This is a genomic window from Caldicellulosiruptor sp. DIB 104C (genome assembly GCF_028198085.1).
In the GTDB taxonomy this organism is placed as follows: domain Bacteria; phylum Bacillota; class Thermoanaerobacteria; order Caldicellulosiruptorales; family Caldicellulosiruptoraceae; genus Caldicellulosiruptor; species Caldicellulosiruptor saccharolyticus.
Genome location: NZ_CP116337.1, coordinates 1657850 through 1675572, shown reverse-complemented (window position 1 = coordinate 1675572; position 17723 = coordinate 1657850). Strand labels below are relative to the sequence as shown.

20 protein-coding genes and 1 riboswitch are annotated in these 17723 nt (G+C 35.3%); of the genes, 18 read left to right on the top strand and 2 right to left on the bottom strand.

The features are described from left to right. Window positions 1–133 precede the first annotated feature (133 nt). The 4 genes from hflX (at window position 134) to PGC14_RS08415 (ending at window position 3621) form a co-directional block, all read left to right on the top strand. Window positions 134–1663, top strand: coding sequence for a GTPase HflX (gene hflX, locus PGC14_RS08430; protein WP_011916519.1), 1530 nt, complete (start codon window positions 134–136; stop codon window positions 1661–1663). Between the two features lie 96 nt (window positions 1664–1759). Next, window positions 1760–2182, top strand: coding sequence for an NUDIX hydrolase (locus PGC14_RS08425; RefSeq protein WP_011916520.1), 423 nt, complete (start codon window positions 1760–1762; stop codon window positions 2180–2182). 166 nt (window positions 2183–2348) lie between these two features. Continuing rightward, entirely contained in the window at window positions 2349–2969 is a 621-nt protein-coding gene (locus PGC14_RS08420) for a YigZ family protein (RefSeq protein ID WP_271628663.1), read from the top strand. Beyond that, entirely contained in the window at window positions 2956–3621 is a 666-nt protein-coding gene (locus PGC14_RS08415; protein ID WP_271628662.1) for a hypothetical protein, read from the top strand. The genes PGC14_RS08420 and PGC14_RS08415 overlap by 14 nt, the downstream gene beginning before the upstream one ends. On the opposite strand, the gene PGC14_RS08410 is transcribed toward PGC14_RS08415, so the two are convergent. Continuing rightward, window positions 3592–5079, bottom strand: coding sequence for an oligosaccharide flippase family protein (locus PGC14_RS08410; RefSeq protein WP_271628661.1), 1488 nt, complete (start codon window positions 5077–5079; stop codon window positions 3592–3594). The genes PGC14_RS08415 and PGC14_RS08410 overlap by 30 nt on opposite strands. Before the next feature lie 134 nt (window positions 5080–5213). On the opposite strand from PGC14_RS08410, the gene PGC14_RS08405 reads away from it, so the two are divergent. From PGC14_RS08405 to PGC14_RS08395, 3 genes are all read left to right on the top strand, one after another. Then, window positions 5214–5942, top strand: coding sequence for a YebC/PmpR family DNA-binding transcriptional regulator (locus tag PGC14_RS08405; RefSeq protein ID WP_011916524.1), 729 nt, complete (start codon window positions 5214–5216; stop codon window positions 5940–5942). 73 nt (window positions 5943–6015) lie between these two features. After that, window positions 6016–6588 (top strand): BofC C-terminal domain-containing protein, encoded by a 573-nt coding sequence (locus PGC14_RS08400; protein ID WP_271628660.1) that lies wholly within the window; start codon window positions 6016–6018, stop codon window positions 6586–6588. Between the two features lie 87 nt (window positions 6589–6675). Beyond that, window positions 6676–7071 (top strand): hypothetical protein, encoded by a 396-nt coding sequence (locus tag PGC14_RS08395; protein ID WP_011916526.1) that lies wholly within the window; start codon window positions 6676–6678, stop codon window positions 7069–7071. Between the two features lie 72 nt (window positions 7072–7143). Here PGC14_RS08395 and PGC14_RS08390 read toward each other — a convergent pair whose 3' ends face one another. Further along, window positions 7144–7893, bottom strand: a complete 750-nt coding sequence (locus tag PGC14_RS08390; RefSeq protein ID WP_271628659.1) for a fumarylacetoacetate hydrolase family protein — start codon at window positions 7891–7893, stop codon at window positions 7144–7146. A gap of 264 nt (window positions 7894–8157) precedes the next feature. Between PGC14_RS08390 and PGC14_RS08385 the strand changes: the two genes are divergently transcribed. The 11 genes from PGC14_RS08385 (at window position 8158) to PGC14_RS08335 (ending at window position 17722) form a co-directional block, all read left to right on the top strand. Further along, on the top strand, window positions 8158–8568 hold the full coding sequence (locus PGC14_RS08385; protein ID WP_011916528.1) for a 4Fe-4S binding protein: 411 nt from the start codon (window positions 8158–8160) through the stop codon (window positions 8566–8568). Window position 8569: 1 nt separating this feature from the next. Next, entirely contained in the window at window positions 8570–10330 is a 1761-nt protein-coding gene (locus tag PGC14_RS08380) for an aldehyde ferredoxin oxidoreductase N-terminal domain-containing protein (protein ID WP_011916529.1), read from the top strand. Then, on the top strand, window positions 10305–10535 hold the full coding sequence (locus tag PGC14_RS08375; protein ID WP_011916530.1) for a MoaD/ThiS family protein: 231 nt from the start codon (window positions 10305–10307) through the stop codon (window positions 10533–10535). Before PGC14_RS08380 ends, PGC14_RS08375 begins: the two co-directional genes overlap by 26 nt. A gap of 6 nt (window positions 10536–10541) precedes the next feature. Then, window positions 10542–11222 (top strand): HesA/MoeB/ThiF family protein, encoded by a 681-nt coding sequence (locus PGC14_RS08370; protein WP_011916531.1) that lies wholly within the window; start codon window positions 10542–10544, stop codon window positions 11220–11222. Beyond that, a riboswitch (molybdenum cofactor riboswitch) is annotated at window positions 11217–11351 on the top strand. Its footprint overlaps the gene before it by 6 nt. Window positions 11352–11433: 82 nt before the next feature. Continuing rightward, window positions 11434–12249, top strand: coding sequence for an extracellular solute-binding protein (locus PGC14_RS08365; protein ID WP_011916532.1), 816 nt, complete (start codon window positions 11434–11436; stop codon window positions 12247–12249). Window positions 12250–12268: 19 nt separating this feature from the next. Next, a complete protein-coding gene (locus PGC14_RS08360) occupies window positions 12269–12901 on the top strand; it encodes an ABC transporter permease (protein WP_011916533.1) in 633 nt (210 codons plus the stop codon). Further along, window positions 12894–13469 (top strand): ATP-binding cassette domain-containing protein, encoded by a 576-nt coding sequence (locus PGC14_RS08355; protein WP_011916534.1) that lies wholly within the window; start codon window positions 12894–12896, stop codon window positions 13467–13469. The genes PGC14_RS08360 and PGC14_RS08355 overlap by 8 nt, the downstream gene beginning before the upstream one ends. Before the next feature lie 6 nt (window positions 13470–13475). After that, the gene (gene glp / locus PGC14_RS08350; RefSeq protein ID WP_011916535.1) at window positions 13476–14690 is read left to right on the top strand and encodes a gephyrin-like molybdotransferase Glp; all 1215 of its coding nucleotides are present in this window, start codon (window positions 13476–13478) and stop codon (window positions 14688–14690) included. After that, window positions 14687–15850 (top strand): molybdopterin molybdotransferase MoeA, encoded by a 1164-nt coding sequence (locus PGC14_RS08345; protein ID WP_011916536.1) that lies wholly within the window; start codon window positions 14687–14689, stop codon window positions 15848–15850. Before glp ends, PGC14_RS08345 begins: the two co-directional genes overlap by 4 nt. 16 nt (window positions 15851–15866) lie before the next feature. After that, complete coding sequence (gene moaA, locus PGC14_RS08340; RefSeq protein ID WP_271628658.1) at window positions 15867–16793, top strand: GTP 3',8-cyclase MoaA; 927 nt, start codon at window positions 15867–15869, stop codon at window positions 16791–16793. 5 nt (window positions 16794–16798) lie between these two features. After that, window positions 16799–17722: a cyclic pyranopterin monophosphate synthase MoaC/MOSC-domain-containing protein gene (locus PGC14_RS08335; protein WP_271628657.1), complete on the top strand. Its 924-nt coding sequence runs from the start codon at window positions 16799–16801 to the stop codon at window positions 17720–17722. Window position 17723: the final 1 nt, after the last annotated feature.

The window sequence follows — 17723 nt, the reverse complement described above, 5'->3', positions numbered from 1 at the left end:
CAAGCCTAAGGTGAAGAAAAAGTCTCTTAGGTTTGGGCTTTTTTTGACTAAAAGATTTTATCCAAGGTAAAGTTACTAATAAGGAGGTGTTTTAACAAACTGTATGGCACGAATAAAAGAGTATTATCACAATATGATTCAAAAACTTAAATTCCATCAGACAGAAGAATATATGATTGATGAGTTTGTATACAACACACTGAAAGAATTTTCACTGAACCTCAATAAGGAAATAGCAATTGCTCTAAACAGAAAAGGCAGAATTGAAGAGGTTCTAATAGAAAAGAAAGAATTTGCAGAGCTTGAAAACCAAGATTCTTTCCCTAAAAAGGCAGCATTGATCTTTACAAGGTTATCTTCTGCATCACATCCTTCAATACTTGACCTTTCCATACTCATAATGAAAAAGTATGACTATGTAATGACAATCTCGCTAAAAACTGAGGAAGCTAGCATAGCTTTTTGGGGTAGCCAACTGAAAGAGGTTGAAATTATTGGACCGCATAAAATAGAGTACTTTTACAATCTTGATATTTCGTCGAAGATTTCAGAAGTTGATGAAAAACAGAAGGAAAGAGAAAAAATTCACGAGATTTTGGTCGAAAAAGAAGAAAAGGCTCTGCTTGTTGATGTGTGGACAAAAAGTTCATCTGAACTTGACAGGCACCTTTTAGAAGAACTTGAGAGCTTATGCAAGACAGCAGGGGTTAAAGTTGTTGACAAGGTAGTGCAAGTAAGAAGGAATATAGATCCTGCGTATTTTATAGGAAAGGGTAAGGCAGAAGAGATATTTTCAATATGTCAACAAAAAGATATAGATGTTGTGATATTTAACAGAGAACTTTCACCTGCTCAGATAAAAAACTTAGAAGAGCTACTTTTAAGAAAAGTGATAGATAGAACTGATGTGATACTTGACATATTTGCAAGACGTGCAAGGACCAGAGAAGGGAAACTTCAGGTAGAACTTGCACAGCTTTTGACTCTGCTTCCGCGCCTGCGTGGGACTGGGGTGCTGCTTTCAAGACTTGGTGGTGGAATCGGAACAAGAGGGCCTGGTGAGACCAAGCTTGAAATTGACAGGAGGCATATCCAGCGCAGAATTGAAGAGATAAAAAAAGAGCTTGAAAAAGTAAAAAAAAGCAGGGAAGTACAGAGAAAAAGCAGAATAGAAAACCAGGTGCCGGTGGTGTCAATAATTGGTTACACAAACGCAGGGAAGTCTACTCTCATGAATAGAATCTCAAAGGCAGATGTTCTGGTAGAAGATAAACTATTTGCGACACTTGATACTACTACAAGAAGAGTGTACCACAAAGGCAAAGAATTTTTGCTCACTGATACTGTTGGGTTTATAAGAAACTTGCCACATCATCTTGTTGAAGCATTTTCCTCAACGTTGGAAGAAGTCAAGTATTCAAACCTTATACTGAACGTTGTAGATATATCTGACCCGTATTATTATGACCACATAAAGGTATCTGAGAATTTGCTAAAACACCTTGGAGCAGAAAATATCCCTCTAATAAGGGTTTACAACAAGATAGATAAGGTGGACCTTTCAACTGTGGATGTTTTTGACAATGTACCTCATGTTTTTATCTGTGCTCAGGATGGCAGGGGTATTGATAATCTGCTTGATATGATTGTTGAGAGAATTTAATCATATAATGAAATTTGTTGAATATGGTGAATAAAGAGGGTATTATTAAAGTAGGGGGGAAATTTTTATTAAAATAAAAGAAAGGGGTTGTCCGTAGTGCTGATTAGAAATTGTGCAGGTGGGGTTGTATTCTACCAAGGGAAGATTTTTATTATGAAGAACGAGAAAGGTGAGTGGGTCTTCCCAAAAGGTGTTATTAGAAATGGTGAGATTGCACCAGAGGTAGCAGTAAGACGAGTAAAAGAAGAGGTTGGAATTGATGCGACAATTCTCTCAACAGCAGGTCAGACAAGTTATGAGTTCTATTCAGTAACACGTCAGAAGCCAGTGTGCAACAAAATTGTGTGGTATATCATGGAGGCAAAGTCCCCAGAGTTCTTGAAAGAGAATAAAGATGAAAACGTGTTTGACGCTGGGTATTTTGATATTGAAGAGGCTATCCAGAAGATTACTTATAGCCAAGACAAGGCTTTGGCATCCTATGCGTATGAACAATATAAGCAGCTTGTGAATATTTAAATTGATGTTTATAATATAATTCGGAGAAATTCAGGGTAAGGGCTGTCCTTTTTATAAAAAGTGACAGCCCTTTTGCTTCAATGTTTTGGTTTTTACTAAGAAATCACAATTACCATAAATATATCATATTTATAACACTCTTACAAAAAGGAGAAATGATACAAAGATGGGCTACAAGACTATAAAACAAAATGCACGAACAGAAATTGTAGAAAAAAGGTCAAGGTTTATTGCCTCTGCATTTAGAGTAGAAAATCAGCATGAGGTGGATTATTTTTTGAATGAAGTCCGAAAGGAGTTTTATGATGCAACTCATAACGTTTATGCCTATACATATGGTATTGAGTATCCAATCCAGAAATATTCAGACGATGGAGAACCACAGGGCACAGCAGGTCTACCTGTAATGGAGGTTATAAGAAAAAATGGACTTTCTAATGTACTTGTTGTTGTGACACGCTATTTTGGTGGTATACTTCTTGGTGCATCTGGTTTAGTAAGAGCATATACACAAGCTGCTGCGGCTTCTATTGAAAAAGCGGGGATTTTAGAGTATCATGAATGTGAGAAGATAATTGTCACTTTAGACTATCCGAATTTTGAGAAGATCAGGTGGTTGATAGAGAAGACTAATGCTAAGATATTGGGAATAGAGTATTCGCAGGTGGTAGACATCATTGTTTTAGTAAGAGTAGAGGATGTGGAGAGCCTCATCAAAAATATTTCTGATGTGACAGCAGGCAATTTTTTGGTTGAGAGAAAAGGGCTATTTCTTGAAGCAATTTAGAAGATTAGAAAAACTTCAAACAAAAGGATGTGATATTTCTGTGAGCAGAAAAGAAAATATATACAAAAATATTATCTTGAATCCTTTGCATTTTATCAAAGACATTTCTCTTATCAATAATTTTATTGTGGGAATAATAGTATTTTTAATTTATTTGATTTTATTTTCATTGTATGTATATATCCAGATTCGAAGTGGGAATGAAATGTTGCCACATGAATCTGGTCTGATTTTCTTCACAGATAGAATAAAATCTGATATAGAAGATTTGAGGTTGGCAAAACTTGTAATAAACCTTTTCTCTGTAGAAATCTTGAGACTTTTTATTATGAGTATAGTTTTGTTTGTTATATCATCAATATTAACAAAGAAAAGAACAAATCTTTCGCAGATTGCAACAACACTTACCGTTTCGTATTTAATTCCATGTTATATATTCTTAGCAGGAATTGTATTGTCATTTTTGCCGCTGAATTTTGTAGTTTTCAAAGTAAGTGAAATGTCATTTTTGGTATCTCTTTATGAGGCTTTTTCAAAAGGGTTTGGTATATCAAAAGCAAAAGCGTTTTTAATTCTGTTCGTAGTGGTTACAGCTCAGGCATTGTTTTATGTATACGTACCTTCAATTTTTCTTACGCCATTTTTGATATAGCATAGTAACAAAAACAAAAAATGCATACCCGCTTAAGAATAATGGTATGAATATCTTTATATTTGTAATATGAAAATGAAGAAGCACAACCATAATAAGCAAACAAATGCATGACAAAAAAAGAAGAACACGAATTGTACTTTTTTCAATTGTGAATTTAAATTTTAAATTTGAAATCTTCTCTATCATTACAATACAGGAAATTAGAGCAAAGATATTTGTAATCCAGATATATGGCAACTCATTTTTGATAACTAATATGAGGAGTACATAAAGTACAAGACGAATAATTGTCAAAATGGTATTTTGGACAAAATTAAAAATTACTTCCCCAAGGGCATTTAATATACTTGAAAGTGTAACAGAAAGATAGTAAAACACTATTGCTGGGGAGATGTGTTTTAAGTAAACTCCAGCTAATTGATTTTTGTAAAGTAACTGGCAAATCTCCACTGGGTAGAGCAAAAATATGCAGGTGATTGGCAGAGAGACTATCAACGTTGCGAGGATAAAATAGTTTATTCGTGAGTTTAAGGTTTTGTTATACATCTTTATCTCAGAAATTGTAGGGATTATTATAGTCGAAAGTGAATTGATTATCACAAGAGGTAGTAACGCAGCAGGAAAGCTCATCCCATTTATAATTCCATACACTGAAATAGCTTGAGTACTTTTCATACCAATTAACTCAAAGAGTTTTGGTATAATCATATTTTCAAGCGATTGAAATATCATTCCAAGTACGCCTATTGTTGCTAAAGGAATAGAGATTTTGAATATCTTAGAAGGTATCTCAGCAAGTTCGTTTATATCAATCTTAAGTCTGTTTTTTGAACATTTAATCTTATATGCTGCTATGAGAAAACCACAGCTCGAAATCTCACCCAAAAGTATTCCAAGAAAGGTAAGTAAAAGTTTTGTTTCAAATGAAGCACTTTTGTCAAGACTTAAAAAAAGGGGACATATAATTGAAAGCCTCATGATATTTTCAAACACTTCAGCAAGAGCAGGTGGAGCAGGATTTTGGATTCCATAAAAAAAGCCTTTTAGGATTGCTGATTGTGAGACAACTACTGTACAAATGATAAGAGGATATATAGTTTTTTGGAGTATAGGTGTGTTAAATATGGTATTACAAAATATGGGGTTTAAAAGTGAAAAGAAAATTGCAATTACAATGCTCCACAAAAATATAATTCTGCTCATTACAAAAGCGGTTTTTATTTTTATTTCAGGCAAATCAGAGGTTTCAGCTATATACTTTGATATTGCTGTCAAAATTCCACCGCTTGAGATGTTATAAAATAGATAATATAAGGTCATGCCAAATGTATAAAGACCCATACCAACAGACCCAATTTGTCTTGAAATAAAAACTCTATAAAAGAAAAATAAGCTGTATGTTAAGATGTTGCACAGCGTGAGTGTGAGAATTTGGTTTATAATCTTCTTATTCATTATCTCTTAATTTTTATGCTATATTAATGTTCAATATTAATATGTATGAATAAATTCCATTTGACATTAACCCTAAATTGAATTTATAATTCCATAATGAAAATACATGAGCATTTAAGGTAGGGGGAAAACGGATGTCTGGACACTCGAAATGGGCAAATATCAGGCACAAAAAGGAGAAAACAGATGCTCAGAAAGGAAAGATTTTCTCAAAGTTAGGAAGAGAATTAATGGTGGTTGCAAAGATGTATGGGCCCGACCCTGAGACAAATCCGAAACTGAGAGATGTAATTGCCAAGGCAAAGGCTAACAATATGCCTATGGATAAGATAATGGGGTTTATAAAAAGAGCAGCTGGTGAGATTGACACAACAGGCTACGAAGACATTACATATGAAGGCTATGGACCAGGCGGTGTTGCTGTAATTGTTGAAGCTATGACAAATAACAGGAATAGAACAGCAGGCGAAATCAGGCATATATTTGACAAAAATGGCGGTAATTTGGGTCAGACTGGATGCGTTTCTTGGATGTTCAACAGAAAAGGTGTAATAGTAATAGAGAAAGAAAACTTTCCAGATGAAGACTTTGTAATGGAAAAGGCTTTAGAGTACGGTGCAGAGGATTTTGCTTCAGAAGAGGATGTGTATGAAATAATAACCACTCCGGAGGACTTTTCAAAGGTCAGAGAAGGCTTAGAAAAGGAAGGATTTACATTTATAAGAGCTCAGATAGAGATGATCCCTCAAACAACTGTGAGACTTTCTGAAGAAGATGCACAAAAGATGAGAAGGCTGATTGACATGCTTGAGGACAATGACGATGTGAAAGAAGTGTATCATAACTGGGAAGAGGAAGAATAAATTTTTTATGTATAGCAGTGAGATTGGCAGGGAATAATAGTAAAAAAGTCCATCTTAATGGAGGCTAAGTTATATGAAGCTCTATTTTAGGACTGCCGTTCTCACTGCTATTATAATTTTCTTATTTCTAATATCATTTGTGGTAGGATTTACTATAACCATAGAAAAAAGCAAGATAAAATCAAAGCAGCAGTTAAAAGGAAAGAACATTACTGAAATTGCATATATAAAAGACAGTTTTTCACAGAGAATAAATGAGGACACAATTTTAGTTGTGAGAAAATATTTTAAAGGCTGTGGGCACATTATTGAAGAGAAGTCCAATATCTCTAAGGAATTTGTCAACATGACCAAGGAGGACTTTAAAAGCCTTTTTAGTGGCTGGGAAATAGATGCGTTTAACTCTAAATATGTAGTAATCAGTAGAACGTTTGAAGGTTATTGCTCTAATCACTTTATAATTTCAATCAAAGATGACAGGGTAGCGATTTTTTATTCTCAGCCTATTGATGGTGACAATCTTAAATTGGTAACTCCAATAAGCATAGACGATTTACCAGAAAAAGAGGTTGAGGATTTGAAAAAGGGCATAGTTGTAAACTCATTTGAAGATGCAATAAAGATTGTTGAGGACTTTGGAAGCTAAAATATATTTTGTGTAACATAGTTTACCCATAATTCATATTATGTTAGTGAAAGGTGACATAATATGAATTATGGGGGGTAAGATGATATGTCAGAAGAAATGGATTTAAGGTATGAGGACCACGAGCACCACTGTCATGACATTTGTGAGCACATGAGAAGATACTTAGGAGAGACAGTTACCGTATTTACCGAAAGTGGCGGCGAGAGCGGTCAAGGATTTACAGGTGTGTTGGCTTTAGTTACACCAAGGTTTATAAGACTCATTGTCACAATTGGAACAGCACCAGATGACCCATTTATGTACAGAGATTTTATGTACAGAGACTACGACGAAGGAAGAGACAGAGACAGAGATTATGATGAACACCATAGAAGACAAAGATACTGTTGTTATCATCGACCAAGAAGATTTTGTGGTCTTGGTTCAATAGTTGACATTCCATGCCGAAAGATAGTTGCATTTGTTCACAATGCAGTCTAAAACCAAAAAAGGTTGCAAATTTTTTTAAGATTTCAGGGGCTGCAAAGTTAATTATGCAGCCCTTCATGCTTTTTATTCAACATAATTGGTAAGCCTTCCTATTCCTTCAATTTCAACTTCAATAATATCACCTCTTTTCATTGGTCCAATTCCTGAAGGAGTGCCAGTTATAATCACATCGAATGGTTTTAATGTCATTATTGAGCTTATATAGCTTACAAGAGTTTCTACATTGAATATAAAATTGTTGGTATTTGAGCTTTGTACCACTTTTCCATTCAGGTATGTTTTAATTCTACTATTATTTGGATCAATCTCATCTGTTATGATAGGGCCAAGTGGCAAGAATGTGTCAAATGATTTTGCAACTGTCCATTGTCCATTTTTGGGTTGCAGGTCTCTTGCAGTGACATCATTTGCACAGGTATAGCCCAATATGTATTTTTTTGCTTCGTCAGGTGTGACATTTCGACACTCCTTTTTAATAACTATTGCAAGCTCACCTTCGTAATCTACCTGTTTGCTCATATCCTCTGGGTATATGATACTTTCCATGTGTCCGATTACGCATGTTGGGGGTTTTAGAAAAAGAACAGGAGTTTGAGGGATTTCAAGTTTTAGCTCATTTGCATGGTCTTTATAGTTGAGTCCCACACAGATGACTTTTGAGGGTTTTACAGGAGATAAAATTTTCAAGGCTTCTTTTGGATAAGTTTCATTGCTTACAGTCAGTGGGTCTATACTTTTTACAACTCTTACCATATCATCTTCCGCAAGTCCGAAAAATGTCTTATTTGCATAAAAAAATCTTCCAAGTTTCATTTATACTTGTCGCCTCCTACTATTGAATAACGACATTTTAGTTAAAATTATATAACATGGGTCTTCAGAATACAAATTTTAAATTGCAAGAAGACATATTGTAAACTTTCATATCAAGTGGTATAATAAGATTGTTAAAAAATAAACAAATACAAGCTGAACTGTTTAGTTTGGAGTCCATGTGGCTATAAATAATTATATACTGCCTATTTGGGAGTAAATAATTGTTATAATTAATCAATTCGTTAATAGGTGGTGATTTAATTGCCAAAGGTTCTTCGGGCTGACAATATGAACAAATGCCTTGGATGTTTTACATGCATGCTTACATGTGCAGCTGTGAATCATAACAATCATAACTTGGCAAAAAGCTCTATAAAAGTAAAGACAAGGGGAGGACTTCAGAGCAAGTTTGCAGCAACAATATGTGTTGCTTGCAAAGAACCTGCCTGTGCAGAGGCTTGTCCAACAAATGCTTTAGTTAAGCGTCCGGGTGGAGGCGTAAGGCTAATAGAAGAAAAGTGCATTGCCTGTGAAAAATGTGTTTCGGCTTGTATTGTAGGTTCTATTCACATGGACTACGATAGGAAAATTCCTATAGTTTGCAAGCATTGTGGAGCATGTGTTAGAATGTGTCCTCATAATTGCTTGAGTATGGAAGAGGTGAGCGAGTAAAATGATAGGGACAGATTTTATAAGGGTTCTATATATAGACCTTACAAACAAAAAAGCAGATATCCAAGAAAGAAAGGACTTGTATAAATACTTAGGTGGAGTCGGAGTTGCTGCAAAGCTACTTGAAGAGAACATGAAAAAAGACCTTCCGCCACTTGATCAGCAGCAACCACTTATTATCTCAATTGGTCCGCTTTCAACAATATTTCCTGTTGTGACAAAAGCTGTTGCGACGTTTATCTCACCTCACACAGGTGAGTATGGTGAGAGCCATGCAGGTGGAAGACTTGCCATGGCAATCAGAAATGCAGGGTATGACGCAATTGTCATAACTGGAAAAGCCCAAAAGCCGACATATCTCGTTATAACAGACAAAACTATAGAATTTAAAGATGCGCGAGCTATGTGGGGGCTTGATGTTGAAGAGGTCGGAAGACTGATAAGAGAAAGAGAGCCAGGCCCTGGTAAAAGAAGTATCATAAGAATTGGAAAAGCAGGAGAAAATCTTGTGACATATTCGTGTGTAAATGTAGATACTTATAGACATTTTGGAAGACTTGGAATTGGAGCAGTCTTTGGAAGTAAGAATTTAAAAGCAATGATGATAATGGGCGAGGAAGACCTGCCAATTGGTAATCTGAAAGAGTATTTTAAAACGTATCAAGAGATTTACAAAAAGGTTACACAAACAGACGCCATGGCAAAATACCATGAGCTTGGAACTCCGATGAACATCAAGGTTTTAAACGCTATAAATTCACTGCCAACAAAGAACCTTTTGCAGTCCAATTTTGAGCATGCAGATGACATATCTGGGGAGACTTTTGCAGAAAAGAATCTAATAAGAAAGGTTTCATGTGTCGGCTGTCCAATTGGATGTATTCATATAGGACAGTTCAGGCGCGAGTTTGACAAAGGATATGAATATGAGTCAATAGCAGTATCATACGACCATGAGCTGATTTATGCTTTGGGAAGCCTTCTTGGAATAAAGACAACAGATGAGGTTTTGCAGATTATAGAAGAGGTTGAACTTGCAGGGCTTGATGCAATTTCAACCGGTGTTGTTTTGGCATGGGCAACGGAGGCACTCAAAAAAGGTCTTATTACAAGAGAAGACACTCTTGCAGACCTTGAGTTTGGCAACACCATGGAGTATGTTAAAGCAATTGATAATATTGCAGATAGAAGCAACGAGTTTTACTACACAATTGGCAAAGGTTTGAAAGAAGCTGTGAAAAAATACGGTGGAGAAGAGTTTGCACTTTTGTATGGTGGCAATGAGATGGCAGGATATCACACAGGCTATGCGTTTGCTCTTGGTCAGACTGTTGGTGCAAGACACTCTCACTTGGATAATGCAGGGTATGCATATGACCAGAGTGCGAAAGAACTAAATGATGAGGATATAATAGATTATCTAATAAACGAGGAAAAAGAAAGGGCTGTTTTGACTTCACTTTGCATCTGCCTTTTTGCAAGGAAGGTATATGACAGAGCAACAATTTTGAAAGCTCTAAATTCAGTAGGTATTAATTGGACGAACGAAGACCTGACCCGCCTTGGCAATGACATCTTTTTTACGAAACTAAAGATTAAAAAGGAACTTGGCTATTCACTTGAAAATTACAAATTCCCAAAGAGAATTTTTGAAACACCAACTCTTTGGGGAAAGATGAACGAGGAGAGGTTAAACAGGCTTTTGAAGATGTATATTGAAAGGGTGGAAAGAGAATATGAAAATTGGAGTAGAGGTAAATGATTTTTTCAAAAGGTATGGCAGCAGAGTTGGCAAGTTTGAGCTTGAGATAGAAAAGAACACAGATGTTTTAACCCTTCTTCAGAAGCTTAATATTCCAGCTGACAAAGTTGGATTTGTTATTGTAAACCAAAAAAAAGTTGACAATACTTATATTTTTTCAGACAATGATAGTGTGTATATTACTCCATTTGCAACTGGAGGATAAAGTTTTATGCAAAAAAGATTCTTAAAAAATATTGGTGCCTTAACTGAAGAAGGACAAAAAAGGCTTTTTGCAACAGTGGTTGCTGTTGTTGGTGTCGGTGGCATAGGCGGGTTTTTGATTGAAGGTTTGGCAAGACTTGGGGTAAAGAAGATTATAGCAGTTGACATGGATACATTTGATGAAACAAACCTCAACAGACAGGTGTTATCAAATATTAACAACTTAGGCAAATACAAAGTCTTTGAAGCTGAAAAGAGGGTAAAAGAGATAAACCCTAATGTGTATTTTGAACCCATAAAAGAAAAGGCATATTTAGAAAACCTTGAAATCTTTTTACTTGAGGCAGATTATATATTTGATGCAACAGACAACATGGAGATAAGAAAAAGTTTATCTAAGTTTGTACAACAGACAGGCAAGATTTTAATCCACGGCGGGTGTGCTGGCTGGTATGCACAGATTGCCATCATCACAAAAGACACACCTGGAATAGAAAAACTTTTAGGAGAGAAAAATGTTGAGGGTGCTGAAAAAGATCTTGGCAATCCAATTTTTGCACCAATGTTAACAGCAGCACTTGAGCTTTCTGAGTTTTGTAAACTGGTCTCAAAGCAGGGAGAACCGCTTGTTGGTAAGTGTTTGATTGTAAACCTTTTGACAAATGAATATAGAAATTTTGAATTTTGAAAATCTTTCCGAGCCATTGCAACCTAAAAAGAGGGGTTTTTCCCTCTTCATGGTGCTTTGGCCGATAGGGTGCAGGTTTGGGAAACCACTGCGCCTCCCGCTTTGGAAAGGAAAGATTTAAAGGATACTCTTTCCGAGTTTGTTCAAAGCGGGGGAGTATCCTTTTTTGTTTCAAAAGAGTGACTATGTTAAAAAAAAGGAGTGTTAAAAGATGAAAAAAGTTATATTTAAAGTTGTTTTAGTATGCATTCTTTTAACTTTTGTCTCTACTTTCTCACTGTATTCTTTTTCAAAACCTGTTAAAACATATAAAATAGCAACAACTACAAGTATATATGACAGTGGATTTTTAAGTTTTGTTGTTCCTGAGTTTGAAAAAAAGAATAATATGAAACTTAATTTTATCTCTGTTGGCAGTGGTCAGGCTGTGAAGATATTCAAAAATGGAGATGCTGATGGAATAATCATCCATGAAAAATCTTTTTTGGATGATCTCAGAAAACAAAAGCTTATCCAGAAGTATACTCCTTTTGTTTCAAACTACTTTATACTTGTGGGTCCAAAAAGCAAAAAGAATTTATTCAAGAAGGTAAAATCTATTGAGGCGGCATTTTTGATAATAAAAAATAAAAATTTAAAATTTGTGTCCCGGGCTGACAATTCTGCAACGTATATTAGAGAGCTTGAGATATGGAAACTGGCAAAAACAAAGCCAAATTTTAAAGGCTATATAAAGTCAGGTCAGGGGATGGGGATGAGTTTAAATCTTGCAAATGAAAAGGAGGCTTTTATTTTAACTGATGAGGCAACATTTTATAAAATGAAAGACAAACTTGATAAACTGGATGTTATATATCAAAATCCCAAGGAAGAAATATTAGCAAACACATATTACTTTGCCTTTTCACCCAAAAAACCAGACTTGAGCCTATTTGACACTTTTTTAAAAAGCGATGAGTTCAAGAAGCTTGTTAATTCTTTTAATCAAAAATATTTCAAAAAAGAGGTTTACAGAGCAGTAAAATAAAAAGGCAGAGGTAAACTCAATGCTTGCAAATGTTGTTGTCTCAACCCTGATTGTCTGTATTCCATCAACGATTGTTTCGATTATAATAGGTGTTCCAATTGGATACTTCTTGAAGATAAAAAGGTTTAAAGGCCGAAAATTTGTGTTGAGGTTGGTATATACTCTCTCTGGTCTTCCACCAGTTTTAGCAGGACTTTTGGTATATATTATTCTCTCAAAAAAAGGTCCACTGGGGTTTTTAGATATACTTTTTACCAAGTGGGCAATGATTATTGCCCAGGTAATTTTGATTGTGCCAATAGTTGTACTCTATACATTGTCAGGCCTTAAAAATGTGCAATTAGTTTTGGACAACTTAGACTACTTAAATGTAGAAGGCAAAAAGAGATACATTGCACTTATAAAAGAGTATTCAAAAGAGCTGGTTTATGCAACCATCCTTGGGCTTTCGCGTTCAATTTCCGAGGTAGGAGCTGTTTTGATTGTTGGGGGGAATATAGAGGGAGAGACTCGTATTCTGACAACAGCTATTATCTATGAAGTTACAAAAGGGGAATTTTCAATGGCGCTTTTGCTGGGTATGGTTTTACTCATTATATCATTTGCATTTAATACCATTTTGCAGATATTGCAGGGTGATATAGTTGATTGAGGTAAAAGAGGTTGAGAAGTATTTTGGAGACAGGTTTTTGTTTAGGTGTAAAAACTTAAAGTTTGATAATAAAGGCTTATACATTATAAGAGGACCAAATGGATGTGGAAAAACAACATTTTTGAGAATGCTTTTTGGCAAAGACAGAGATTTTAAGGGAATGATTAAGAATACATTTAACAAAAAAGTTATGCTATCCCAGCAGCCATATTTTTTCAAAGGAAGTGTAGCGTATAACCTTTCTTTGAGTTTAAGGCAGCAAAGATTTAAAGATGCTGAAAAGGTATTAAAAATGTTTGCAATAGACCCATATGCGAATATAAACTCACTTTCACTTGGGCAAAAACAGCTTGTTGCTTTTTTAAGAGCATTTTATATTGAGTCAGACGTTCTCTTTTTAGATGAACCAGATTCGTACCTTGACAGTTCAGTAAGAAATTTTATTTTTGAAAAGGTAGAAAAAGATGCACAAAATAGATGTATAATTATGGTGACACACAACTCACAGATGGTGGCTTGCTCAAAGCTGGTATACTTTGAAGATAATCAAATAATAGAGAAAAGGTGATTAACTATGAAGGTTTTAATGACTTACTTTGAAGTGTTTAACATTTTGCGAAGGGAATTTTCAAACGTTAGCTTCAAAACTGAGACCATCCCCATCCAAGAGGCCTTGGATAGGATTTGTGCAAAGGACATTATATCAAGTATAGACGTTCCACACTTTGACAAGTCAACTGTTGATGGATATGCAATAAGGTGTGAGAAGACATTTTCGGCAAACGATGAAAACCCTGCCATCTTTGATTTGGTTGGTGAGGTAAAGACAGGGGAGATTCCAACATTTGAGATTGGTGAAGGTCAGGCGGCGAGGATTTTTACAGGTGGTCATGTGCCAGATGGCAGCAATGCCGTGGTCATGCTTGAAAATACCATTGAAGAAGATGGGAAGCTTTTTGTCTTTCGACCAGTAAAGCCAAATGAGAACATACTTAAAAAAGGTGAGGATATAAAGAAAGGCTGTGTTGTTATTAAAAAGTATCAAAAATTAAAAGCGCCTCAAATTGGTGTTTTGGCAGCAATAGGTCAAAAAGAGGTTGAGGTTTTCTCAAAGCTCAAAGTTGGAATCATTTCAACAGGTGATGAGATAGTCTCACAAGACCAGAATCTTGAAGGAGCTAAGATTTATGATGTAAACTCATATACACTTTATGCTTCTTGCATTGAAGAGTACACAGTACCTAAATTGTATGGAATTGTGAAAGATGATTATAATGCTTTGAAAGATGTGTTACTACAAGCCATTTTAGAAAACGACATTGTGCTGGTATCTGGCGGAAGTTCTGTTGGGACATATGATAACACACTGAAAGCTATTTCAAGCTTAGAGAATTCAAAAATTCTTGTTGATGGAGTTTCGATAAAGCCGGGGAAACCAACAATAATTGCAAAGGCTTTTGACAAAGCTATATTTGGGCTTCCAGGCCACCCTGTTTCTTGCCTTTTTATATTTAGGTTCTTTGTCAAAAAGCTGATTGACATTTTACTTCATCAGCAGGATACATCAAAAAAAGTCTTAGCAAAAATGAAGACAAACTTTGCAATCTCAAGTGGAAGAACAGAATTTGTATTTGTGAAGCTTATATACTCTGATGAAATTATTGCCGAACCGCTGTACGGAAAATCCGGTTCGATAAATCTATTGAATAACGCCTCAGGTTATATCAGAGTAGATAGTACAAAAACAGGGATTAAGGCAGGCGATATTGTTGAGGTGACATTGCTATGAAGGATTATCACTTTTCAGCTACGCTTCCACAAGATGCAAGAAATATAATTGAGAAAATATTAAAAGAATATTTGAGCCTCAAGACAGAGACCATTTCAGTATACAAAGCACATGGTAAATTTGCAGCGAAAGACTATCTTTCACTCAATACATCGCCTCCTACAGATGTTGCTGCAATGGATGGTTATGCAATAAATGCGGAGCAAACTTTTAATACTACAGATGCCAATCCTGCAATAATTGAAAACTTTAAAGTTGTTCAAACAGGAGAAAGCATTGAGGGTTTTGATGCTGTCGTGCCGTTTGAAGAGGCACAAGTAGAAAATGGAAGGATAAAGATTTTCCAAAGTTATTATCCACGACAGAATGTACGTTCAAAAGGTGAGGATGTACAAAAGGAGCAGTTACTTATTAAAAAAGGAGATCTTTTAACCATTTTTGACAAGGTGTATTTAAAAGCTGGTGGCTATCTTGAAGTTGAGGTTTACAAAATGCCAAAGGTTGCTTTTTTGCCAACAGGTGAGGAGCTTGTTGACATAGTTGAAAAAGAAGGACAACTTGTTGAGTTCAATTCTGTCATATTCAATGATTTACTTCAAAGATATGGTTTCGAAGTTGGAATTTTTAAGCCTGTAGAAAACAATTTAAAAAAACTTACAGAAAAGATAAAAGAACTTTTACAAGAATTTGATATAGTCTTTGTAAATGCTGGATCGTCTAAGGGTGATAAAGACTTAACAGTCGAGGCTATATCAGCTTTAGGAGAGGTACTTGTCCACGGCATAGCCATAAAACCCGGCAAGCCAACAATTATAGGAAAGGTAGAAAATAAGCTTGTGATAGGACTTCCCGGCTTTCCTGTTTCAATGTTTTTTGTTTTAAGAGAGATATTCTTAAGGCCATTTTTCAAAACATACAATTTAAATCCAAAAGAAAAAAGTATATTTGCCACACTTGAGAGAAGACTCTCATCTGATATAGGCTCTGAAGAGTATGTGAGAGTTAGTATTAAAAATATAGATGGTAAGAATGTAGCCAAAGTTTTAAAAAGAGGAGCAAGTGTAATATCAAGTTTAAAGAGAGCAGATGGATATGTCACAGTTCCAATTAATGTAGATTTAATTGAAGAGGGAAGCTTGATAGAGGTTAAATTGATTTAGAAAAAGGTGATGGTAAATGTATGATGGATTTTTTAGAGAGATTGAATACCTAAGGCTTTCAGTAACAGACAGGTGCAATTTCTTCTGCAAGTATTGCAGGACAAAGGAAGCATGCGAGATTGAGAACAAAGATCTTTCAAAAGATGAGATTTTTAGAATTATTTCGGTGTTTAAAAAACTTGGTATAAAGAAACTGAGGTTTACAGGAGGTGAGCCATTTTTAAGAGATGACATATTTGATATTATAGAGTTTGCTGATAGCATTGGTATAAAAAACATAAATGTTACAACAAACGGCTACTTAGATGAAGAAAAAATTGAGAAAGTAGCAAAAAGCAGTCTTTTGTCCATTAACATTTCACTTGATACCTTAGATAAGCAAAAATACAAAGTGTTAACAGGCGTTAACGGACTTGGCAAAGTAATAAGCACAATAAAAAGCCTGTCAAAGTTTAAGAAAGTAAAGATTAACACAGTTTTGCTAAGGTCAGTAAACTTTGATGAGATTGATAACTTAATATCATTTGCTAAGGAGAACAAGGTTGTTATTAGATTCATTGAACTTATGCCAGTAGGAGTTGCAAACAGAATTTTTGAAAGTGAATTTGTGAGTATAGAAGAGATTTTAAAAAAATTTAAGAACTTTCATGAAATTGAAAGCAGTGAAAACTCTGTTGCAAAGTACTACTATATTGAAGACTTTGACCACATTGTTGGGTTTATAAACGCTGTTTCAGGACATTTTTGTGACAGGTGTGACAAGGTAAGGGTTTCATCAAAAGGAGTTCTATATAATTGTTTATTTGATAAATTAGGGCTTGATTTAAAAGAGTATTTAAATGATGAAGATGTTTTGGTGGAAAAAATCCAAGAATTTATTAAAAGTAAAAAGTTTATAAGAAATCCAACAACAGATTTAATGATGTTTAAGATAGGAGGCTAAGGAAGATGGAGTTTACTCATTTGAATAAAGAGGGAATACCGCAGATGGTTGATGTATCAAATAAGGAAATAACCGAAAGAATTGCGAAGGCAAGTGGCAGAATTTATGTGGGAAGCGAGGTCATAAAAGCGATAGAAGAAAGCAGGCTACCAAAGGGTGATATATTCTCTGTAGCAAAGATTGCTGGGATAATGGCGGCGAAAAAGACATCAGAACTGATTCCGCTTTGCCACAATATATTTCTATCACACGTCGATATCTCATATTCGGTAAACAAAGAACAAGGTTATATAGAGGCAGTAGCCGAGGTAAAGACACAAGCACAAACAGGTGCTGAGATGGAGGCAATAACAGCAGTTTTGATTTTTTTAGAGACAATCTATGACATGTGCAAGGCACTCAAAAAGGATATGGTTATTACAGATGTGAGATTAATTGAAAAGATGGGTGGAAAGTCAAGGTATTATATCTTTGATGAAAGAAAAAGCTCTGCGAAGGTCATTTCAATAAATATAAGCAGGCAAAAAGGTACACCAAAAGAGCCAGTTGAAGAGGCACATGTAATTGAGAATTTTGGCATAGAAGGAGATGCTCATGCAGGAACTTCTTACAGACAAGTAAGCCTTCTTGATATGTCCAGCATAAAAAAGATGAAAGAATATGGTATAAAAGGCCTTTGTTTTGGCAAGTTTGCAGAAAATATTACAACAGAAGGACTGGATATAAGCAAAATCCAGCTTGGTACAAAGCTAAAGATAGGAGATGATGTGATACTTGAGATAAGCCAGATAGGGAAAAAATGCCATGGGGATGGATGTGAGATAGCAAGGACGGTTGGCGTTTGTATAATGCCAAAAGAGGGGCTGTTTGCAAGGGTATTAAAAGGTGGTAAAATAAGGGTAGGAGATATCATAGAAATTTTAGGCTAAA

Coding starts and splice junctions, on each gene's coding strand:
- PGC14_RS08405 (WP_011916524.1), top strand. CDS start 5,214: ATGTCTGGACACTCGAAATGGGCAAATATCAGGCACAAAAAGGAGAAA.
- PGC14_RS08420 (WP_271628663.1), top strand. CDS start 2,349: ATGGGCTACAAGACTATAAAACAAAATGCACGAACAGAAATTGTAGAA.
- moaA (WP_271628658.1), top strand. CDS start 15,867: ATGTATGATGGATTTTTTAGAGAGATTGAATACCTAAGGCTTTCAGTA.
- PGC14_RS08410 (WP_271628661.1), bottom strand. CDS start 5,079: ATGAATAAGAAGATTATAAACCAAATTCTCACACTCACGCTGTGCAAC.
- PGC14_RS08375 (WP_011916530.1), top strand. CDS start 10,305: ATGAAAATTGGAGTAGAGGTAAATGATTTTTTCAAAAGGTATGGCAGC.
- PGC14_RS08335 (WP_271628657.1), top strand. CDS start 16,799: ATGGAGTTTACTCATTTGAATAAAGAGGGAATACCGCAGATGGTTGAT.
- PGC14_RS08380 (WP_011916529.1), top strand. CDS start 8,570: ATGATAGGGACAGATTTTATAAGGGTTCTATATATAGACCTTACAAAC.
- PGC14_RS08400 (WP_271628660.1), top strand. CDS start 6,016: ATGAAGCTCTATTTTAGGACTGCCGTTCTCACTGCTATTATAATTTTC.
- PGC14_RS08390 (WP_271628659.1), bottom strand. CDS start 7,893: ATGAAACTTGGAAGATTTTTTTATGCAAATAAGACATTTTTCGGACTT.
- hflX (WP_011916519.1), top strand. CDS start 134: ATGATTCAAAAACTTAAATTCCATCAGACAGAAGAATATATGATTGAT.
- glp (WP_011916535.1), top strand. CDS start 13,476: ATGAAGGTTTTAATGACTTACTTTGAAGTGTTTAACATTTTGCGAAGG.
- PGC14_RS08360 (WP_011916533.1), top strand. CDS start 12,269: ATGCTTGCAAATGTTGTTGTCTCAACCCTGATTGTCTGTATTCCATCA.
- PGC14_RS08370 (WP_011916531.1), top strand. CDS start 10,542: ATGCAAAAAAGATTCTTAAAAAATATTGGTGCCTTAACTGAAGAAGGA.
- PGC14_RS08365 (WP_011916532.1), top strand. CDS start 11,434: ATGAAAAAAGTTATATTTAAAGTTGTTTTAGTATGCATTCTTTTAACT.
- PGC14_RS08345 (WP_011916536.1), top strand. CDS start 14,687: ATGAAGGATTATCACTTTTCAGCTACGCTTCCACAAGATGCAAGAAAT.
- PGC14_RS08395 (WP_011916526.1), top strand. CDS start 6,676: ATGTCAGAAGAAATGGATTTAAGGTATGAGGACCACGAGCACCACTGT.